Consider the following 15,044-nt stretch of genomic DNA (forward strand, 5'->3'; position numbering starts at 1 on the left):
GTTCAGCGGCGAGCGTCAAAACGAGTGGGGAAGCGGTGATTGCCCGACGGCGGTCAGTAGGTGTGAATTTCGAGGGCGTCTATCTGCTCGAAGTTCCGAAGCTACAAACCACTCGATAGTCACGTACGGATAATGAACCACTGGTGGCGGCGGATCGCCCTCTCGCTGGTCGCCGTCCTCGTTCTCGTCCTCGTTTACGCGGGGCTCTATCAGTTGGGAATGGCCGCGTTCGAGGGGGAGACCAAAACGTACGTACAGTCGATTCAGGCCGTCATCGAGTCGCTCACGACGGCTGGTTTCGGCGGCGACGCCCCCTGGGAGAGCACCGCGATGAACCTCTTCGTGATCGGGATGAACCTCACCGGCGTCCTGCTGGTCTTTCTCGCCTTGCCGTTGATCGTCGTTCCGCTTTTTCAGCAGGCCCTCGAGGACCGGCCGCCGAAGTCGACCGACCTCTCCGACCACGTCGTCATCTGCTCGTACACACCGCGCTCGGACGTCCTCGCGGGGGAACTCGAGGCGGCGAACGTCCCCTACGTCTTCATCGACGACGACGCCGAACTCGTCGTCGACCTCAACAACGAGGGGACGAACGCCATCCACGGCGAACTCGACCAGGAGGAAACGCTCCACGCGGCAAACGCTGAGCAGGCTACTGCTCTCGTCACCGACATCGACGACGAAACCAACGCGATGGTGATCCTCACGGCTCGCGAACTCTCGAGCGACCTCGAAATCGTCAGCGTGGTCGAAGACGCCGAGGTCGCGAGCTATCACCGCTACGCCGGGGCCGACGAGATCGTCCGGCCGCGGCACGTACTCGGCCAGAGCCTCGCGACGAAAGCGACGACGACCGTCTCGGCCGAACTCCGGGACACGATCGAACTCAGCGAGGATCTCGCGGTGACCGAACTGCTCGTCCAGGACCACAGCGATCTGGTCGGCCAGACGATCCCCGAGTCGGGCATCCGCGACCGGATGGGGATCACCGTCATCGGCGCGTGGTTCAACGGCGAGTTCGTCCCCGTTCCCGGCTCCGAAAACGTGATCGACGGGAACACGATCCTGCTCGTTGCGGGCCGTCGAGACGACCTCACGGAGCTGAAATCGCGGACGGTGTCGGCGCTGCGGCACAACCCGGACCGCGTCGTCGTCGGCGGCTACGGCGTCGTCGGCCGAACCGCCGTCGAAACGCTCGCATCCGGGGGCGTCTCGACCTGCGTCGTCGACCTCGAGGACGTTCCCGGCGTCGACGTCGTCGGTAACGTCACCGACGAGTCAGTCCTCGAGGCCGCCGATGTCGACGACTCCCGGGCGATCATCCTCACCCTCGACGACGACGCGACGACGATCTACGCGACGCTGGTCCTCGAACAGGTCGCGCCCGACGTCGAAATCATCGCACGAGCGAACGAGACCGAGAACATTCCGAAGTTCTACCGGGCCGGAGCCGAGTACGTCCTGTCGCTGTCGACGGTGACCGGCCGGATGCTCGGCTCCATCCTGATCGAGGACGAGGAGATCCTCACGCCGGAGACGCAGTTCGAACTCGTCAGGACGACCGCGCCGCGGATCGCCGGGCGGAGCCTCGGCGACGTGGACCTGCGAGCGCGGACCGGCTGTACCGTCGTCGCGGTCGAACGCAACGGGGACCTGCTGACCGACCTCGGCCCGGAGTTCGTCGTCCGCGAGGACGACATGCTGATCGTTGCGGGAAGTGACGAGGCGGTCAACCAGTTCGTCGCACTCGCGTGCTGAGACCCCTCGCCTCGAGCACGCAGCCGTGAAACGGGCGACCGCCCCGAGCGCCCGTCGCGGGGCTCACTCGAACGACGGCAGCACCTCTTCCTCGTAGAACTCGATCGCCCGCTCCTGTTCGTCCCCGATCTGGTGGAAGTAAACGTGGTCGTAGCCGGCGTCGATCGCCTCCTCGATGCTATCGATGTGGGCCTGCGGGTTGGGTTCGGTGGTCGTGCCGGCCTCGGCGATGTCTTCGTTCTCGACCATCCCCGCGGCCTGCTCGAAGTGAGCCGGCGTCGGCAACTCCTGGCCGAGTTCGCCCGGAATCGAGCCGTTGGGCCACTGCTCGAGGACCGTTTCGATCGCTTCCGCCTCGCTGTCGGCGTAGCAGCCGTGCAGTTGCGTGTACTTGGGGCCGTCGCCGCCGGCGTCCTCGTAGGCCGCGACCGGCTCGGATTTCGGGCCGGAACACCAGAGCCCGTCCGCGTTCTCGGCCACCCATTCGGCCGTCTGCGGGCCGAACGCGCTCCCGATCGTCGTCGGCTGCTCGTCGGGACAGGTGTAGAGCCGCGCGTTCTCGACCGTGTAGTACTCGCCGTGGTGGCTCGTCGTCTCGCCGGTCCACAGCGAGCGCATGACGTCTATCGCTTCGTCTACCATCTCGAGGCGCACGTCGTGTTCGGGCCAGCGCTCGCCGGTGACGTGTTCGTTGAGGTTCTCACCGGTACCGACGCCGAAGGTGAAGCGATCGCCGAGCATCTCGTCGACGGTGGCGACCGCGTGGGCGACGTTGACCGGATGGATCCGGACCGTCGGGCAGGTGACGCCGACGCCGACCTCGATGTCGTCGGTCACCGTCGCGATGCCGCCGAGCGTCGACCAGACGAACGGTGACTCCCCCTGGGCGGACACCCACGGATGGAAGTGATCCGAGATCGAGAGGAAATCGAAACCGGCCGTCTCGGCGCGACGGGCGATGTCGACCAGTTCCGTCGGCCCGTGCTCCTCGCTCGAGAGGGTGTACCCGAGTTGGGTCATTCTCCGCCAGCTACCACGGACCGTCGGGTAACGGTTGCACCTGCGAGGGCAAGAGCGAGCGCGGCCGTGTCCGGTGACGCGATCTCGACGCCAGTTATTGCGCCTCGAGTATCTGACCTGCGGTGGCGCGCGCTGAACTGTGCCGAACGGAAGTGAGGGACAGTTCGACATCGTGCGAGGGATGAGCGAGCGACTCCGGAGCGAGCGAATCGGTTGGGGAGGGCGTGGTTACTCCGCGTTGCCACGGTAGCAGGACGCTCTCTTTCCGTCGGACGTGCTGAAGCCACTTTCAGCGGCGGCGCGATCCACGACTCCACGTGAACCCCGAACCGAACCCCTTACCCACGCCGCGCCGGAACCGACCCGTATGGAAGCCGTAGTCGAAGCGACGGACCTCGAGAAGGCCTACGGCGAGACCGTCGCCCTGTCCGGGGCCTCGCTGTCGGTCCAGGGCGGCGAAGTCTTCGGCCTGATCGGCCCGAACGGGGCCGGCAAGACGACGCTCGTCCGCGCGCTGACGGGGACGACCGACCCCGATAGCGGGACGGCCCGGATCCTCGACGACTCGCCGACGGCCGTCGACCGCGACCGCCTTGGCGTGTTGCCACAGGAGTTCTCGCCGCCGGGGCGACTCAGCGCTCGCGAACTCCTGTCCTACTACGCGGGGCTGTACGACGACCCGCGCGATCCAGACGCCGTCCTCGCCGACGTCGGCCTCGTCGACGCCGGCGACACCTGGTACGAAGACCTCTCGGGCGGGCAGCAACGACGGGTCTGCGTCGGCTCCGCGCTGGTCAACGACCCCGATCTGCTCTTCCTCGACGAGCCGACGACCGGCATCGACCCCGCCGGCCGCCGGACCGTCTGGCGGCTGATCGAGGACCTCGCGGCCGGCGGAACGACCGTCGTGCTCACGACACACGACATGGCCGAGGCCGAGCGCCTCGCCGACCGTGTCGGCCTGCTGGCCGACGGCTCGCTCGTCGCACAGGGTCCCCCCGAACGCCTGGTCCGCGACCACGGCGGCTCGAGCCGGCTGACCGTCGAAACCGCGGCCGATCCGGCGGCCTTCGCCGACCTCGAGTATCCGGTCGACCGCCCGGAGCGCGGTCGACGCCGAAGCACGGACGGCGCGATCGTCGTCCGCGACATCGAGCCCGCAGCGATCGGGACGGTGGTCGACTACCTCGAGGCACGCGACGTCGAGTACACCCAGCTTTCGTGGGCCGAACCCGACCTCGAGGACGTCTATCTCGAACTGGCCGACGCGACCGAGCAGGCGCGGACGGATCGCCTCGAGAGCGACGACGGTGGAGCAGGGGAGTCGGATCTCGCACGGGCGGGTGAGACGGCGTGAGCCGGATGGGACGCGTCCGGTCCGAGACGAGTGCCGGCTGGCGGTCGTTCGTCCGCCGGCGGACGGCGGTTTTCTTTACGTTCTTCTTCCCCGTGATCCTGATCGTCATCTTCGGGGCGCTGATCCGCACCGATCCCACGGGTGGCGGGCTGTTCACCGAACCCCCGGCGTTCTACGTGCCTGGCTATCTCGCCGTCGTCGTCCTCTTTACGCCCCTCTCGCGGATGGGCAGCGAGGTCGCGCGACACCGCGAGGGGAGCCGCTTCGAGAAGCTCGCGACGACGCCGCTCGGTCGGGGAGAGTGGCTGCTCGCCCAGACCGTCGTCAACGCGGCGATCATCGGACTGGCGAGCCTGCTCATCCTCGGACTAGTTATCGTGCTGACCGGTGCGTCGATCGTCTTCTCGCCGCTGTTGGTCCCCTACGTCCTCGTCGGCGTCGTTTGCTTCTGTGGCGTCGGGGCGATGCTCGGCAGCTACACCGATTCACAGGACGGTGCGGTCGCCGCCAGCAACGGGATCGGTCTTCCCCTCCTGTTCCTCTCGGAGACGTTCGTCCCGCTGTCCCAGCTACCGGGCTGGTTCGAGCCGCTCGTGAACCTCTCGCCGCTGACGTACTTCGCACGCGGCGTACGAGCCGCGACGTATTCGGGTGCGGAGACGGCCGCAGTCGCCGGCGTCGATCCCGCGATCGCGAATCTCGCGATTCTCGCTGTCCTCGCAGTCCTCGCGTTCGCCCTCGGTGCGCGGTCGATCCCACAGACGGACTGACCGCGGCTCACGGGTAACGCCGCGATCGACCGCCTGCGAGAACGAACCGATTTACGCGCGGCACTCGAATCGTCGCCAATCAGTATGCGCCCAGGCCACCCCACCGAGCAGGCTGTCGGGATGGAGTACTACGTCAGCGACACCGACGGCGTCGGCGGCCGTCTCCGCGAGGACGACGCCGATTTCCGGGTCCGCGAACTCGAGCGCTTCGACACCGAACCCGTCGACGCGCCGACGGACGCCTACCCCCACCTCGTCTTTCGAGCGACGCTGCGAGGGTGGGATACCAACGATTTCGCCTCGCGGCTCTCGGACGCGCTCGGCATCTCTCGCGAGCGGGTCAACTGGGCCGGGACGAAGGACAAGTACGCCGTGACGACGCAACTGTTCTCTGTCTACGGGGCCGATCCCGAGGACCTGCCCGAGATCGACGACGTCGAGATCGAAGTACTGGGCAAGGCCGGCCGAAACCTCGAGTTCGGCGACCTCGCGGGTAACGCGTTCGAACTGGTGGTCACCGATCCCGAGCGCCCCGACAACGCTGGGGCGATCACCGACGAACTGTGCAACTTCGGCGGGCTCGAGACCGACGGCGATGGCGTCGACGCCGACGACTCGGCCGTCTCGATCGGCGTTCCGAACTTCTTCGGCCAGCAGCGCTTCGGCAGCCGTCGGCCGGTCACCCACGAAGTGGGCCTCGCGATCGCCCGCGACGACTGGGAGGGCGCAGTGATGGCCTACCTCGGGAACCCCACCGAAGCCGAACCCGAATCCACGCAGGAGGCCCGGGCCTTCGTCGAGGAGACCCGCGACTGGCAGGAAGCCCTCGAGCGAGTGCCACGTCGGCTCCGCTACGAGCGCTCGATGATCCACGCCCTCGCGGAACACGACGGCGAGCCAGGCCCCGAGGCCTTTCGGGAGGCCCTCGAGCGGGTCCCCTCGAATCTCCAGCGGTTGTTCGTCCACGCGGCACAGTCCTACGCGTTCAACCTGATGCTCTCCGAACGGCTCGAGCGCGGGCTCCCGTTCGATCGCCCCGTCGCCGGCGATGTCGTCTGTTTTGCCGATACCGACGCGCCCGACGGGCTCGAACTCCCCGACACCGACCGGCTCCAGCGCGTCGACGAGCGCCGGGTCGACTCGGTGACCCGCCACTGCGAGCGCGGCCGGGCGTTCGTCACCGCGCCGCTGGTCGGCACCGAAACGGAACTGGCCGACGGCGAACAGGGCGAGATCGAACGCGCCGTCCTCGACGAACTGGGCCTCGAGCCGGCGGACTTCGATCTGCCCGGCGAGTTCGGCTCGACGGGGGCCCGGCGCGCGATGCTCTTGCGGACGGATCTGCGCCTCGAGACGGAGCCGCTGACGCTCGCGTTCGCGCTGCCGAAGGGGTCGTACGCGACGGTCGTCTCGCGCGAGTATCTGAAGGTGGATCCCATCGACCTCGGCTGAGATCGATTCACCGGAGAACTAATACGTCGAGTGTCGTCACACCCACCAGTTGATCGGAATGATCGGGACGGATGAGACCCGCGAGATCGTCGACTGGCAGAAGACGACCGTCGATGGAGCGACGGTGTACGAAATCGAGTACAGCGAGCCCGTCCCGGAGCCGACGGGACGCTCGCGGTCGCTGTTCCGTGCGAGCAGCGGCGGAACGGTTCCGGCCGGTGAGCAGTCCGTTCTCCTTCCGGACGGCGAGCGGATCCCCGCGACCGAGGCGGTGTTCGACGCCGCGGGAACCACGCTCCGCGTCCGTCACGAGCCGTCGCTGGTGGCTCGGGTTCGGCGCTATCTGCCGTGGTGACGCCGACGGCCCGCTCGGCCCTCGGCGGGACTGCTGGGAAGCAAGCGGCAAAATAGTTATACGACTGTCACGAATAGCCAACCCGTATGTTCGAACAGTTCTCGTTGGTTCTGTCCGCTCTGTACGTCGTTCAGGGGGTGCTGGGGCTGGCCGAACAGCGCATCTACACCACCGCACAACGAGCGAGCGAACCGCTGCTCTCGAGGCTGCACCTCGTCAGTTCGATCGCGTTCACCGTCTGCGGTATCGCCAGCGCGTCGTGGGTCCACTGGAACGGCATCCCGACGACGTGGTATCCGACGATTCTCGCCTGCGGGATGCTCGTCTCGATTCTCGTGCAAGGGCGGATGTACCGCGCGATGGGCGTCTCGCACAGCCCGGTGATCGACCGGGTATCGGCGCTCCTGCAGTGACCCCACGCTCTCACTCGAGTACGTCTCGAAGAACGGCACCGAAGCCGGCGGCACCGATACAGATCGCGAGAACGCCGCCGACGCCCGTGACTGCGAGCGCGCCGCTTATCGCCGCGGCGACCAGCAGTTGCGTGAGCCACTCGTCGTTGCGCCCGACGAGTCGATCGGCGACGGCGAGATACGCGATCGCGCCGCCGATCGCCCAGACGAGATACGCCAGCAGGAACAGCGGAATCGCCACGACGATCCCGACGATCGTGACGAGAAGGAGCAGTATCAGCAGGCCGATCCCGAGCAGCGACGCGATCCCGTAGAGGAACGAGCCGATCGGCTCCTCGAGAACGTCGCCCATCATCCGCTCGGTATACTCGGGACCGACGGCGACCAGGATCGCGCCGACGACCAGCGTGGTCAGAAAGGCCCCGATCGCGCCCCCGAGGAGTCCGCCGGTCGTGCCGATATCGATGTCCACGCCAGGGGCAGCCTGCGCGATCACCCCAACTGCGAGGCCCGCCTCCCCGAATCCGATCATAGTCCCTGAACAGATGACGAGCATATAGATAAGGGCGATGGCGGTCACCCGAGTTCGCTGACAGCCTTTTGGCCGTTCGCGTCCTCTCACACGTATTCACAGCAAACACCTGCAGCGGGAGATCGACGACCTCGTGGTCCAGGGGTGGACGATCGAGGAGGAGACGCCGGATCGGGTCGTACTGGTCGATCGCAAGCTCGGGTCGGTACTCTCACACGTCCAGGTCGCCGTCCCCACCGTCCGGTTCTCGATGGGGCTGGGCAACGTCGCCTGGGGTGCGTACAACTATAGTAGCCACTGAAACGATTGACACACTGACCGCAACGCCATCATGCGGTCAGGTGTGCATTGACTTTCAGTGGCTACTATACGTCTCGAAATCCGAGTGTCGCGTTCTCCGGGACGACCCGACGGCAGTCCGTCGTGTGGCGCGGCCGTTCCGTCGTCGGCCGCGTACTGTCCGGCCTGTGGCGACGACCTCGAGACCGGTCCCGACCGAACCGAGGGCGTCGTCCGTCCCGACTGTGATGCGGTGGTCTCCGAGGGGGCACGGTACTGTTCGGCCTGTGGGACGAAATTCGCCGACGCAGCCGACACCCCCTCGTCCCGGACCCCACGGAACCGAACCCATACGTAGCTCGCCCGCTATCGAACGACTAGGCAATGGAACTGGACTCGGACCCCCACATTCTCCTGACGAACGACGATGGGATCGACGCGCCCGGTATCCGGGCGCTGCACGACGCGCTCTCGGCGGTCGGGACGGTCACGGTCGTCGCGCCCGACCGAAACCGCAGCGCGGTGGGTCGGTCGCTCTCTTATGGTCGGACGCGGTCGTCGACCGACGACGACCTCTCGCTGGACCTGGCAGCGGACTCGTTCACCGCGGCGGTCCCCCACACCGACCACGAACTCGGCTACGCGATCGATGGCACGCCCTGTGACTGTGCCATCGTCGGGGCCAAGGCCCTCGAGCCCACACCCGATATCGTCGTCTCGGGCTGTAACTCGGGTGCGAACCTCGGTGCCTACGTCTTCTCCCGATCGGGAACCGTCAGCGCCGCCATGGAGGCGGCCTTCCTCGGGACGCCGTCGATCGCCGTCTCGATGGATACGCTGGGCTACGACGCGGACCTCGAGCCGACGGACTTCGAGCGAGCGGGCGAGATCGCCGCCGCGCTCGTCGGTGGGGCGGCCGGGACCGGTCTGTTCGACCGCGTCGACTACCTGAACGTGAACGTCCCGCGGCCGGACTGCGAGCCAAACGGCGTCGCGATCACGCGCCCGACGGAGGTCTACGAGATGGACGCCGCGTTCGAGAACGGCGGGTTCGAGTTGACCAACCGGCTCTGGCAGCAGATGGCGAACCGGGACATTCCCGACGACGAGGACACCGATCGGCACGCCCTCCTCGAGGAGGCGGTGTCGATTTCCCCGCTCAGGGTCCCCTACGACGTCGTCGACACGGAGCCGGTTCGTCGGATTCTCGGCGACATTCTGTGACGCGGACGGAAACGCCGGAACCGACGGACCGAGTGCCGCCGGGAGCGGCTACTCCGGACCCCGTATCGAGTCGACCGTCAGATCGAATTTCGGGAGATCCGACAGCCGAACGGTCTCGACTATCTGGTCCGGTCGAAAACAGGCCTGTTTTACATCCGTCCCGACAAGAACGGGTATGGAGTGTCGTCACTGCGCATCGCCCCTCGAGAAACCCGGGGACTTCTGTCTGGTCTGCCGGGAGGAAAACACCGAGGCGATCGTCCTCGAGGCGGCACGCGACAGGGCGACCATCACGATGCTCGCCGGCGAACCCGACGACCCCAGCGCTGATGCCGACGAGCAGGTTCTCGGTCGGACGACGATCACGACGACCCCGGAGGACGGCGAGAACGAGCCGATCGAACTCCGGAACTTCGCGGGCCTGATCGGCGACGAGATCCGGCGCAAGCGGCCCGAAGAGGTCTACGCCGGCGGGACGCGAGACGTGATTCGCGCGGTTCGGAAAGACGTCCATTACCCGTTCTATCGCGTCGACGACGACGATCCCGTGATGGCGGTCCTCGAGCGCCGCGGGAATCGCGCGCTCGACGTCGTCGAGACGCCGCCGTCCGAGAAGATCAGCGGCAGTCACTCGACGCTCATCGGCGGCCGAACGGGGATGCGGGCCATCCACGCCGTCGCGGACCACCCCCACGTCAAGAAGGTGATTCCGGGCCCCATCGACGCCGGCGGGAAGGGATCCCAATCGGGAATGCGCGCGAAGGTGACCCGCGCTGACGACGGCGGCAACGTGCGCATGCTCCTCCGAGATGGCTCGAGCGTCCAGGAAAACCGCGTCGTGACGACCGCCCGCGACCGGGAGATGGGCGAACGGATCCGCGAGGATCTCAACGACGTGCTCGCGGACGCGGAATTTCAGTGAGGTCCGGTATCGGTGACGGTTTCGCGGTCGGGGGATTCTCGAGGCAAATATTGTGTCGGCCCGATGGAAGTGTCAGTTCCTGCTGGTTGTCCCGGGCTTAACGGGCCGGCTGTAATTAGATATAATTAGCCATGCTCGATCGACCGGACGCCGTCCTGACGCTGATCCCGCTGTTGGCGGTCAGCGGTCTCCTCGTTCGGACGCTGATCGGGGTGACGGGTTTTGGGACGGGACTGCTCGCCGCACCGCTTGCGATCGCTGGATACCTCGCCGCGCTCGCCCTCGTCTTCGTGGAACTACTCGCGTGGCCGGTCGCCGCACGGATCGGCGGGTCGTGACCGATGGGCGACCGGCTGGGAGACTGCCGTGACTCAACAGGTTTAAGAATCCGCTGCCGATAGAGGGGAGTACTATGGCCAAGAAAGGACAGGTCGGTAGCGCAGGCCGTTTCGGTGCTCGCTACGGCCGCGTCGCACGACGTCGCGTCAGCGAGATCGAAGACGACATGCAGAACGCCGAGGTCGACGGCGACGACGTGACACGCGTCGGGACCGGCATCTGGAAGAACGAGGAGACCGGCGAAGTCTTTACCGGCGGCGCGTACCGTCCGGAAACCCCCGCGGGCCGCACCGTCCAGCGCTCGATCCGCGCTGCCCTCTCAGAGGACGACGAATAACGCGTTCCGATACCCAGTATGAGTTACAAATGTTCTCGCTGTAAACGCGACGTCCAGCTCGACGAGTACGGTGGCGTCCGCTGTCCCTACTGTGGTCACCGCGTACTCCTGAAAGAACGCAGCCGCGACGTGAAGGAAGTCGACGTCCAGTAACCAGCGTGGCTTCTCACGACGCGACCCTCGAGTTCGACTACGAGACCGCGTCACGTGCCCGACTCGTCGCCGCGAGCGTCGCCCGCGAAATCGGCGAAATCGACGACGAGCGCTCGCAAACGACTCTCGAGCGGGAGGGCACACGTGTGGTCGTCGAGATCGACGCCGACGACGTGATCGCGCTGCGAGCGGCGCTGAACACCTGGTTTTCGCTGGTCGACGTCGCGGAGCGGACCGCCGACGTGGGTGTCGGTATTCTCGATTCCCAGTAGCGAGTGGCTCGAGCCAGCCCTGTACCGGCAGGCAACGCGGTCTTCGTCGTCGTCGCCGAATCCGCCGTATGGCCGAACGGGACGGACCGTGGCTCGGACTGCGACGGGACGCGAAGCCGCTGGTGATCGCCGGCCTCGCACTCGGCGTCGGTCTCGGCGGCTTCTTCGACGGAATCGTCTTTCACCAGATCCTGCAGCTCCATCACATGCTCTCGTCCCATCCGGCGGCGAGCGTCGCGACCGACCTCGAACTCAACGTGGTGGCCGACGGGCTCTTTCACCTCGCGACGTACCTGTTTACGATCATCGGCGTCGTGTTGCTCTCTCGAGCGTGGCGGTTCCACCCGGTTCCGAACTCCGGTCGGACGTTGCTGGGTGCAGTGATCATGGGGTGGGGCGTCTTCAACCTGGTCGAAGGACTGGTGAACCATCAGCTGCTCAGGATTCACCACGTCTGGCCTGCCGGCCCGGGACCGATCGTCCTCTGGGACGTGCTCTTCTTGCTCTGGGGAGTGCTCTTCCTCGGTGGCGGATACCTCGTGATCCGAACCGACAGCGCGGTGACGCCGACGGCCAGTGACGAGGCGGTCACGACGGACTGACGCGATAGGAGTCCGACCGCCGGGGCGGAAGACAAAGCTTGGCTTTATCAGTCCGGAGGGCGACGGTCGAGATATGCAAGGAAACCTGCCGCCGGAAGCACAGGAGAAAATCGAGCAGCTACAGGACCTCCAGGAGACGGCACAGGAAGTCGCCGTCCAGAAACAGGAAGCAGAATCGAGTCTCACCGAGGCCCAGAACGCCCTCGACGAACTCGAGAACATCGACGAGGGAACGACCATGTACCGGAACGTCGGCGAACTCCTCGTCGAGACCGACTACGACCAGGCCGAGGAGGACCTCGAGGACAAGGTCGACTCCCTCGAGATCCGCCTCGAGACCCTCGAGAAACAGGAAGATCGCGTTCAGGACCAGTTCGAGAGCCTGCAGGACGAGCTCGAGGACCTCCTCGGCGGCGGCATGGGCGGCGGCCCGGCCGGCCCAGGCGGCCCGGGCGCTGGCGGCGCATAAATGTCGACCGACGAGCCGTCGGACGAGACCGTCGTTCGGACGGCCGCCGACGCTGCTGAAGACGTTATTTTTTCACAGTACAAGCAGTCCGCCGTCCGCGATTACGACGTCACCGTCGTCTTCGAGGACGGCGTCCTCGAGGTCGACGTCTACCTCAACGCGCCCGAGGAGGACGACGCCGACCCCGAACGGGTCGCCGACGACGCTGCACTCGCGGCGCGACGCGCGGTCGACGACCTCTTCGAGGCCTAACGCGGGACTCGAGGGCGAACGGCACACGCTTCCTCCGGTCGTCGCGGACCGCTGATCGGTCGACGACCCAAGGGTTCCAGTCTCCCAGCCGACGCGTCGCGACCGCCGTTCCAATCGGCAGGAAAGGTGGCGAACCCTGACCGCCCGCGAGCCGAACGGTCGTCATCCTCGGCCTGTAGGGTGGCGTGTGTCATACGGTCTCCTGTCCGTCAGTGCCGGTGGGACCGGAACCACCCTGCGGTCCCACCGGGAAGTCGGGACACCAAACCGTCTCAGCGGTCCCCGTGGCGCTCCGCGCCTGCCTTCGTCGTATCCTCCGGCGTCGGTTCCGTCCCCTCGCCGGCCCGCCCGTCCGTCGCGGTCGGCTCACTTACTCCCCGCTCAGGTCGGCCACCTTCTCGAGTTCGCTGCGAAGCGTCGTCGAGTCGAACTCGTGGTCGGGGCGGAGCCGGACGAAATCGAGGAACTCCCGCGCCGAGAGCAAGTGTGAAGGGTTGTAGGCCGTCGCGGCCGCGTCGACGGCCTCCCGTGGCCCGATCCGGGGCTCGAGGACGGCGAGGGCACAGGCCAGGTCGTACGCGGTCGTTTCGTCGACCCGGTCGTCGTGGACGCTGGTCGCGTCGATGAAGTAGAACTCGTCGTTACAGAGCAGGATGTTCTCCGCCCGCAGGTCGCCGTGGGCCAGCCCGTGTTCGTGGAGCGTCGCGAGCATGGCGAACAACTCCGGGGCGCGCTGGACGACGACGTCGTCGGGCACGTCGTCGAGCGATCGAAACTCCGGGAGGTACTCGAGGACGAGCACGCCGAGTCCGTTGACCTCGAAGGCGTCGATCGGCCGTGGCGCGTTGAGGCCGATCTCCTGCATGCGTTCGGTCGCCTCGTACTCGTGTTCGACCATCTCGCGGGGCGTGTCGAACCGATCGAAAAAGCCCTCGGTACCCGAGGAGAACGCGCCGACGTTCCGGCCGGTCGTCAACACCGCGTGGACCAGGGCGTTCTGTCGGGAGACGATCTTGACGAACCACTCGTCGTCGATCACACACGGCGTCGAGAGCCAGTTGTCGGCCTCGAGGAACTCGACGCGGACGCACTCGCGGTCGTAGCGATCCGCCAGCGTGCGGACCACACGCTCGATACGGCTCCACTCGACGGTCCCTCGTGCGAGCCGGCGGATGTCCATACCGAACCTGTCGCGGGTCGGCGTTAAATGTTCCACGAAGTGTTGCTGGGAGAAGGTGTCCGCCCAGGGTTTCAGTCGGGGCGTGATCGCTACGGAGCCGACCGACCTCGGTTCCCCAGTCGGGGGTTCGTCAAAACACCATCATTTTCACCGATGGGATAGAACTGTCGAGCAGTATGGACGCCATCGACGACATCAGCGATGCGATAGACGTTACCCGAAATCGACTGACGCCGGTTCGGCGGGGCACCTGGCTCAGGCTCGCGCTCGTCGTCTTTTTCGTCAGTTCGCTGGGATTCGGTGCGCCGGGGTTTCCCGGTGGGAACACCGACACGGGACCCGAGGGTCCGACGGTCGACGGTGAGCAACCGACCGAGGAGGTTCTCACCGAAGAGGTACTGTTCTGGGTCCTGGTGATTCTCGCGATCGTGCTGGTGCTCTGGCTCGTCTACGAGGCCATCGCTGCGGTCATGGAGTTCGTCTTCCTCGAGTCGCTTCGATCGTCCGAGGTCCACGTGCGGCGGTACTTCTCGGCGAACCTGGGGAAGGGGCTGTGGTTGTTCGCGTTCCGATTGGGGCTGCGAGTGGTGGTCGGCCTCTTCGCTATCGCCCCGGCCGTGTTGCTGTTCCTGTCGATGGACGCGGGATTCGGTGGGGCGACGATCGTGCTCTTGGTCCCCTATCTGTTGTACGCGCTCGCGCTGGGGCTGGTCTATGCCATCGTCATGCGATTTACCACCGACTTCGTCACGCCGGTCATGCTGCTCGAGGATCGTGGCGTCCTCGACTCCTGGAGCCGGTTCTGGACGACGATAAAAGCGAACTGGGCCGAGTACGTCGTGTATCTCTTGCTAGTCTGGATCCTCCAGTTCGTCGTCGGAATCGCGGCGTCGTTCGTCATCGCGTTCGGCGGGCTGATACTGGCGATTCCGTTCGGGATCGTCGTTTTCCTGTTGGTCGTCACGCTCGATACCGTGGGCGCGATTCTGGCGATCCTCGTCGCCATCGTCGGTCTGCTCTTGTTTACGGTTCTGGCGTTGCTACTCGCCGTTCCGATCACGACGTACTTCCGCTATTACGCGCTGTTGGTCCTCGGCGATACGGAGGGCGACTTCGATCTCATTCCCGACCGACGCGAGGCGGTCCGTGATGGCGGCGGTGGCCCCATCGACCGAACTGGTCGCGGGGACGAAAACGGCTCCAGCGGGTTCGACCCCGACGATGGTCCCGACTCGGATCGATCGAACGGGAGGGACGACCGAGACGATGATCGATGGGACGACGAGCCGGGGGATCGAAATCAAGGGGGCGACAGCGACGAGGACGACTGGCGATAGGGCCTCGAGAGCGGTCCGTCG

General features: G+C 66.2%; 21 protein-coding genes. 18 read left to right on the forward strand and 3 right to left on the reverse strand.

Going from position 1 to position 15,044, the window contains the following annotated elements:
* The first annotated feature begins 132 nt into the window (after window positions 1-132).
* Window positions 133-1,758, forward strand: coding sequence for a potassium channel family protein (locus tag J0X27_RS16830; protein ID WP_207270296.1), 1,626 nt, complete (start codon window positions 133-135; stop codon window positions 1,756-1,758).
* A 63-nt stretch (window positions 1,759-1,821) separates the two neighbouring features.
* On the opposite strand, the gene J0X27_RS16835 is transcribed toward J0X27_RS16830, so the two are convergent.
* A complete protein-coding gene (locus tag J0X27_RS16835) occupies window positions 1,822-2,778 on the reverse strand; it encodes a TIGR03557 family F420-dependent LLM class oxidoreductase (RefSeq protein ID WP_207270297.1) in 957 nt (318 codons plus the stop codon).
* Window positions 2,779-3,145: 367 nt separating this feature from the next.
* Here J0X27_RS16835 and J0X27_RS16840 point away from each other — a divergent pair, with 367 nt between their 5' ends.
* The 5 genes from J0X27_RS16840 (at window position 3,146) to J0X27_RS16860 (ending at window position 7,125) form a co-directional block, all read left to right on the forward strand.
* Window positions 3,146-4,135, forward strand: coding sequence for an ABC transporter ATP-binding protein (locus tag J0X27_RS16840; protein WP_207270298.1), 990 nt, complete (start codon window positions 3,146-3,148; stop codon window positions 4,133-4,135).
* Entirely contained in the window at window positions 4,132-4,905 is a 774-nt protein-coding gene (locus tag J0X27_RS16845; RefSeq protein WP_207270299.1) for an ABC transporter permease, read from the forward strand. The genes J0X27_RS16840 and J0X27_RS16845 overlap by 4 nt, the downstream gene beginning before the upstream one ends.
* Before the next feature lie 84 nt (window positions 4,906-4,989).
* Window positions 4,990-6,357, forward strand: a complete 1,368-nt coding sequence (gene truD, locus J0X27_RS16850; RefSeq protein ID WP_207270300.1) for a tRNA pseudouridine(13) synthase TruD — start codon at window positions 4,990-4,992, stop codon at window positions 6,355-6,357.
* A gap of 58 nt (window positions 6,358-6,415) precedes the next feature.
* Window positions 6,416-6,712 (forward strand): hypothetical protein, encoded by a 297-nt coding sequence (locus J0X27_RS16855; RefSeq protein WP_207270301.1) that lies wholly within the window; start codon window positions 6,416-6,418, stop codon window positions 6,710-6,712.
* An 86-nt stretch (window positions 6,713-6,798) separates the two neighbouring features.
* Window positions 6,799-7,125 carry a hypothetical protein gene (locus J0X27_RS16860; RefSeq protein ID WP_207270302.1) on the forward strand — a complete coding sequence of 109 codons (327 nt, stop codon included), beginning with the start codon at window positions 6,799-6,801 and terminating at the stop codon, window positions 7,123-7,125.
* A gap of 10 nt (window positions 7,126-7,135) precedes the next feature.
* On the opposite strand, the gene J0X27_RS16865 is transcribed toward J0X27_RS16860, so the two are convergent.
* On the reverse strand, window positions 7,136-7,657 hold the full coding sequence (locus J0X27_RS16865) for a DUF8173 domain-containing protein (RefSeq protein WP_207270303.1): 522 nt from the start codon (window positions 7,655-7,657) through the stop codon (window positions 7,136-7,138).
* 133 nt (window positions 7,658-7,790) lie between these two features.
* Between J0X27_RS16865 and J0X27_RS18015 the strand changes: the two genes are divergently transcribed.
* The 11 genes from J0X27_RS18015 (at window position 7,791) to J0X27_RS16915 (ending at window position 12,506) form a co-directional block, all read left to right on the forward strand.
* Window positions 7,791-7,958 carry a DUF8108 domain-containing protein gene (locus J0X27_RS18015; protein WP_224214537.1) on the forward strand — a complete coding sequence of 56 codons (168 nt, stop codon included), beginning with the start codon at window positions 7,791-7,793 and terminating at the stop codon, window positions 7,956-7,958.
* A gap of 84 nt (window positions 7,959-8,042) precedes the next feature.
* The gene (locus J0X27_RS18020) at window positions 8,043-8,294 is read left to right on the forward strand and encodes a zinc ribbon domain-containing protein (RefSeq protein ID WP_224214536.1); all 252 of its coding nucleotides are present in this window, start codon (window positions 8,043-8,045) and stop codon (window positions 8,292-8,294) included.
* Between the two features lie 26 nt (window positions 8,295-8,320).
* Window positions 8,321-9,160 (forward strand): 5'/3'-nucleotidase SurE, encoded by an 840-nt coding sequence (gene surE / locus J0X27_RS16875; RefSeq protein WP_207270304.1) that lies wholly within the window; start codon window positions 8,321-8,323, stop codon window positions 9,158-9,160.
* A 175-nt stretch (window positions 9,161-9,335) separates the two neighbouring features.
* On the forward strand, window positions 9,336-10,082 hold the full coding sequence (locus J0X27_RS16880; RefSeq protein WP_207270305.1) for a DUF2103 domain-containing protein: 747 nt from the start codon (window positions 9,336-9,338) through the stop codon (window positions 10,080-10,082).
* 131 nt (window positions 10,083-10,213) lie between these two features.
* Window positions 10,214-10,420 carry a hypothetical protein gene (locus J0X27_RS16885; RefSeq protein WP_207270306.1) on the forward strand — a complete coding sequence of 69 codons (207 nt, stop codon included), beginning with the start codon at window positions 10,214-10,216 and terminating at the stop codon, window positions 10,418-10,420.
* Window positions 10,421-10,494: 74 nt separating this feature from the next.
* Window positions 10,495-10,758 (forward strand): eL43 family ribosomal protein, encoded by a 264-nt coding sequence (locus tag J0X27_RS16890; RefSeq protein WP_207270307.1) that lies wholly within the window; start codon window positions 10,495-10,497, stop codon window positions 10,756-10,758.
* An 18-nt stretch (window positions 10,759-10,776) separates the two neighbouring features.
* Complete coding sequence (locus tag J0X27_RS16895; protein ID WP_006181151.1) at window positions 10,777-10,911, forward strand: DNA-directed RNA polymerase subunit P; 135 nt, start codon at window positions 10,777-10,779, stop codon at window positions 10,909-10,911.
* Between the two features lie 5 nt (window positions 10,912-10,916).
* Entirely contained in the window at window positions 10,917-11,183 is a 267-nt protein-coding gene (locus J0X27_RS16900; protein ID WP_207270308.1) for a KEOPS complex subunit Pcc1, read from the forward strand.
* A 68-nt stretch (window positions 11,184-11,251) separates the two neighbouring features.
* Window positions 11,252-11,785, forward strand: a complete 534-nt coding sequence (locus tag J0X27_RS16905; RefSeq protein WP_207270309.1) for a DUF2243 domain-containing protein — start codon at window positions 11,252-11,254, stop codon at window positions 11,783-11,785.
* Between the two features lie 73 nt (window positions 11,786-11,858).
* A complete protein-coding gene (locus J0X27_RS16910; RefSeq protein ID WP_097378803.1) occupies window positions 11,859-12,254 on the forward strand; it encodes a prefoldin subunit beta in 396 nt (131 codons plus the stop codon).
* On the forward strand, window positions 12,255-12,506 hold the full coding sequence (locus J0X27_RS16915; RefSeq protein WP_207270310.1) for a DUF3194 domain-containing protein: 252 nt from the start codon (window positions 12,255-12,257) through the stop codon (window positions 12,504-12,506).
* A gap of 370 nt (window positions 12,507-12,876) precedes the next feature.
* On the opposite strand, the gene J0X27_RS16920 is transcribed toward J0X27_RS16915, so the two are convergent.
* The gene (locus J0X27_RS16920; protein ID WP_207270311.1) at window positions 12,877-13,686 is read right to left on the reverse strand and encodes an RIO1 family regulatory kinase/ATPase domain-containing protein; all 810 of its coding nucleotides are present in this window, start codon (window positions 13,684-13,686) and stop codon (window positions 12,877-12,879) included.
* A 176-nt stretch (window positions 13,687-13,862) separates the two neighbouring features.
* Here J0X27_RS16920 and J0X27_RS16925 point away from each other — a divergent pair, with 176 nt between their 5' ends.
* The gene (locus J0X27_RS16925; RefSeq protein ID WP_207270312.1) at window positions 13,863-15,023 is read left to right on the forward strand and encodes a DUF7544 domain-containing protein; all 1,161 of its coding nucleotides are present in this window, start codon (window positions 13,863-13,865) and stop codon (window positions 15,021-15,023) included.
* Window positions 15,024-15,044: the final 21 nt, after the last annotated feature.

The sequence above is a fragment of the Natrinema longum genome, from assembly GCF_017352095.1.
Lineage (GTDB): Archaea > Halobacteriota > Halobacteria > Halobacteriales > Natrialbaceae > Natrinema > Natrinema longum.

Bases quoted from the DNA above. Each gene is read 5' to 3' on its own strand.
- J0X27_RS16830 (WP_207270296.1), top strand. From the start codon at position 133: ATGAACCACTGGTGGCGGCGGATCGCCCTCTCGCTGGTCGCCGTCCTC.
- J0X27_RS16835 (WP_207270297.1), bottom strand. From the start codon at position 2,778: ATGACCCAACTCGGGTACACCCTCTCGAGCGAGGAGCACGGGCCGACG.
- J0X27_RS16840 (WP_207270298.1), top strand. From the start codon at position 3,146: ATGGAAGCCGTAGTCGAAGCGACGGACCTCGAGAAGGCCTACGGCGAG.
- truD (WP_207270300.1), top strand. From the start codon at position 4,990: ATGCGCCCAGGCCACCCCACCGAGCAGGCTGTCGGGATGGAGTACTAC.
- J0X27_RS16855 (WP_207270301.1), top strand. From the start codon at position 6,416: ATGATCGGGACGGATGAGACCCGCGAGATCGTCGACTGGCAGAAGACG.
- J0X27_RS16860 (WP_207270302.1), top strand. From the start codon at position 6,799: ATGTTCGAACAGTTCTCGTTGGTTCTGTCCGCTCTGTACGTCGTTCAG.
- J0X27_RS16865 (WP_207270303.1), bottom strand. From the start codon at position 7,657: ATGATCGGATTCGGGGAGGCGGGCCTCGCAGTTGGGGTGATCGCGCAG.
- surE (WP_207270304.1), top strand. From the start codon at position 8,321: ATGGAACTGGACTCGGACCCCCACATTCTCCTGACGAACGACGATGGG.
- J0X27_RS16880 (WP_207270305.1), top strand. From the start codon at position 9,336: ATGGAGTGTCGTCACTGCGCATCGCCCCTCGAGAAACCCGGGGACTTC.
- J0X27_RS16885 (WP_207270306.1), top strand. From the start codon at position 10,214: ATGCTCGATCGACCGGACGCCGTCCTGACGCTGATCCCGCTGTTGGCG.
- J0X27_RS16890 (WP_207270307.1), top strand. From the start codon at position 10,495: ATGGCCAAGAAAGGACAGGTCGGTAGCGCAGGCCGTTTCGGTGCTCGC.
- J0X27_RS16895 (WP_006181151.1), top strand. From the start codon at position 10,777: ATGAGTTACAAATGTTCTCGCTGTAAACGCGACGTCCAGCTCGACGAG.
- J0X27_RS16905 (WP_207270309.1), top strand. From the start codon at position 11,252: ATGGCCGAACGGGACGGACCGTGGCTCGGACTGCGACGGGACGCGAAG.
- J0X27_RS16910 (WP_097378803.1), top strand. From the start codon at position 11,859: ATGCAAGGAAACCTGCCGCCGGAAGCACAGGAGAAAATCGAGCAGCTA.
- J0X27_RS16915 (WP_207270310.1), top strand. From the start codon at position 12,255: ATGTCGACCGACGAGCCGTCGGACGAGACCGTCGTTCGGACGGCCGCC.
- J0X27_RS16920 (WP_207270311.1), bottom strand. From the start codon at position 13,686: ATGGACATCCGCCGGCTCGCACGAGGGACCGTCGAGTGGAGCCGTATC.
- J0X27_RS16925 (WP_207270312.1), top strand. From the start codon at position 13,863: ATGGACGCCATCGACGACATCAGCGATGCGATAGACGTTACCCGAAAT.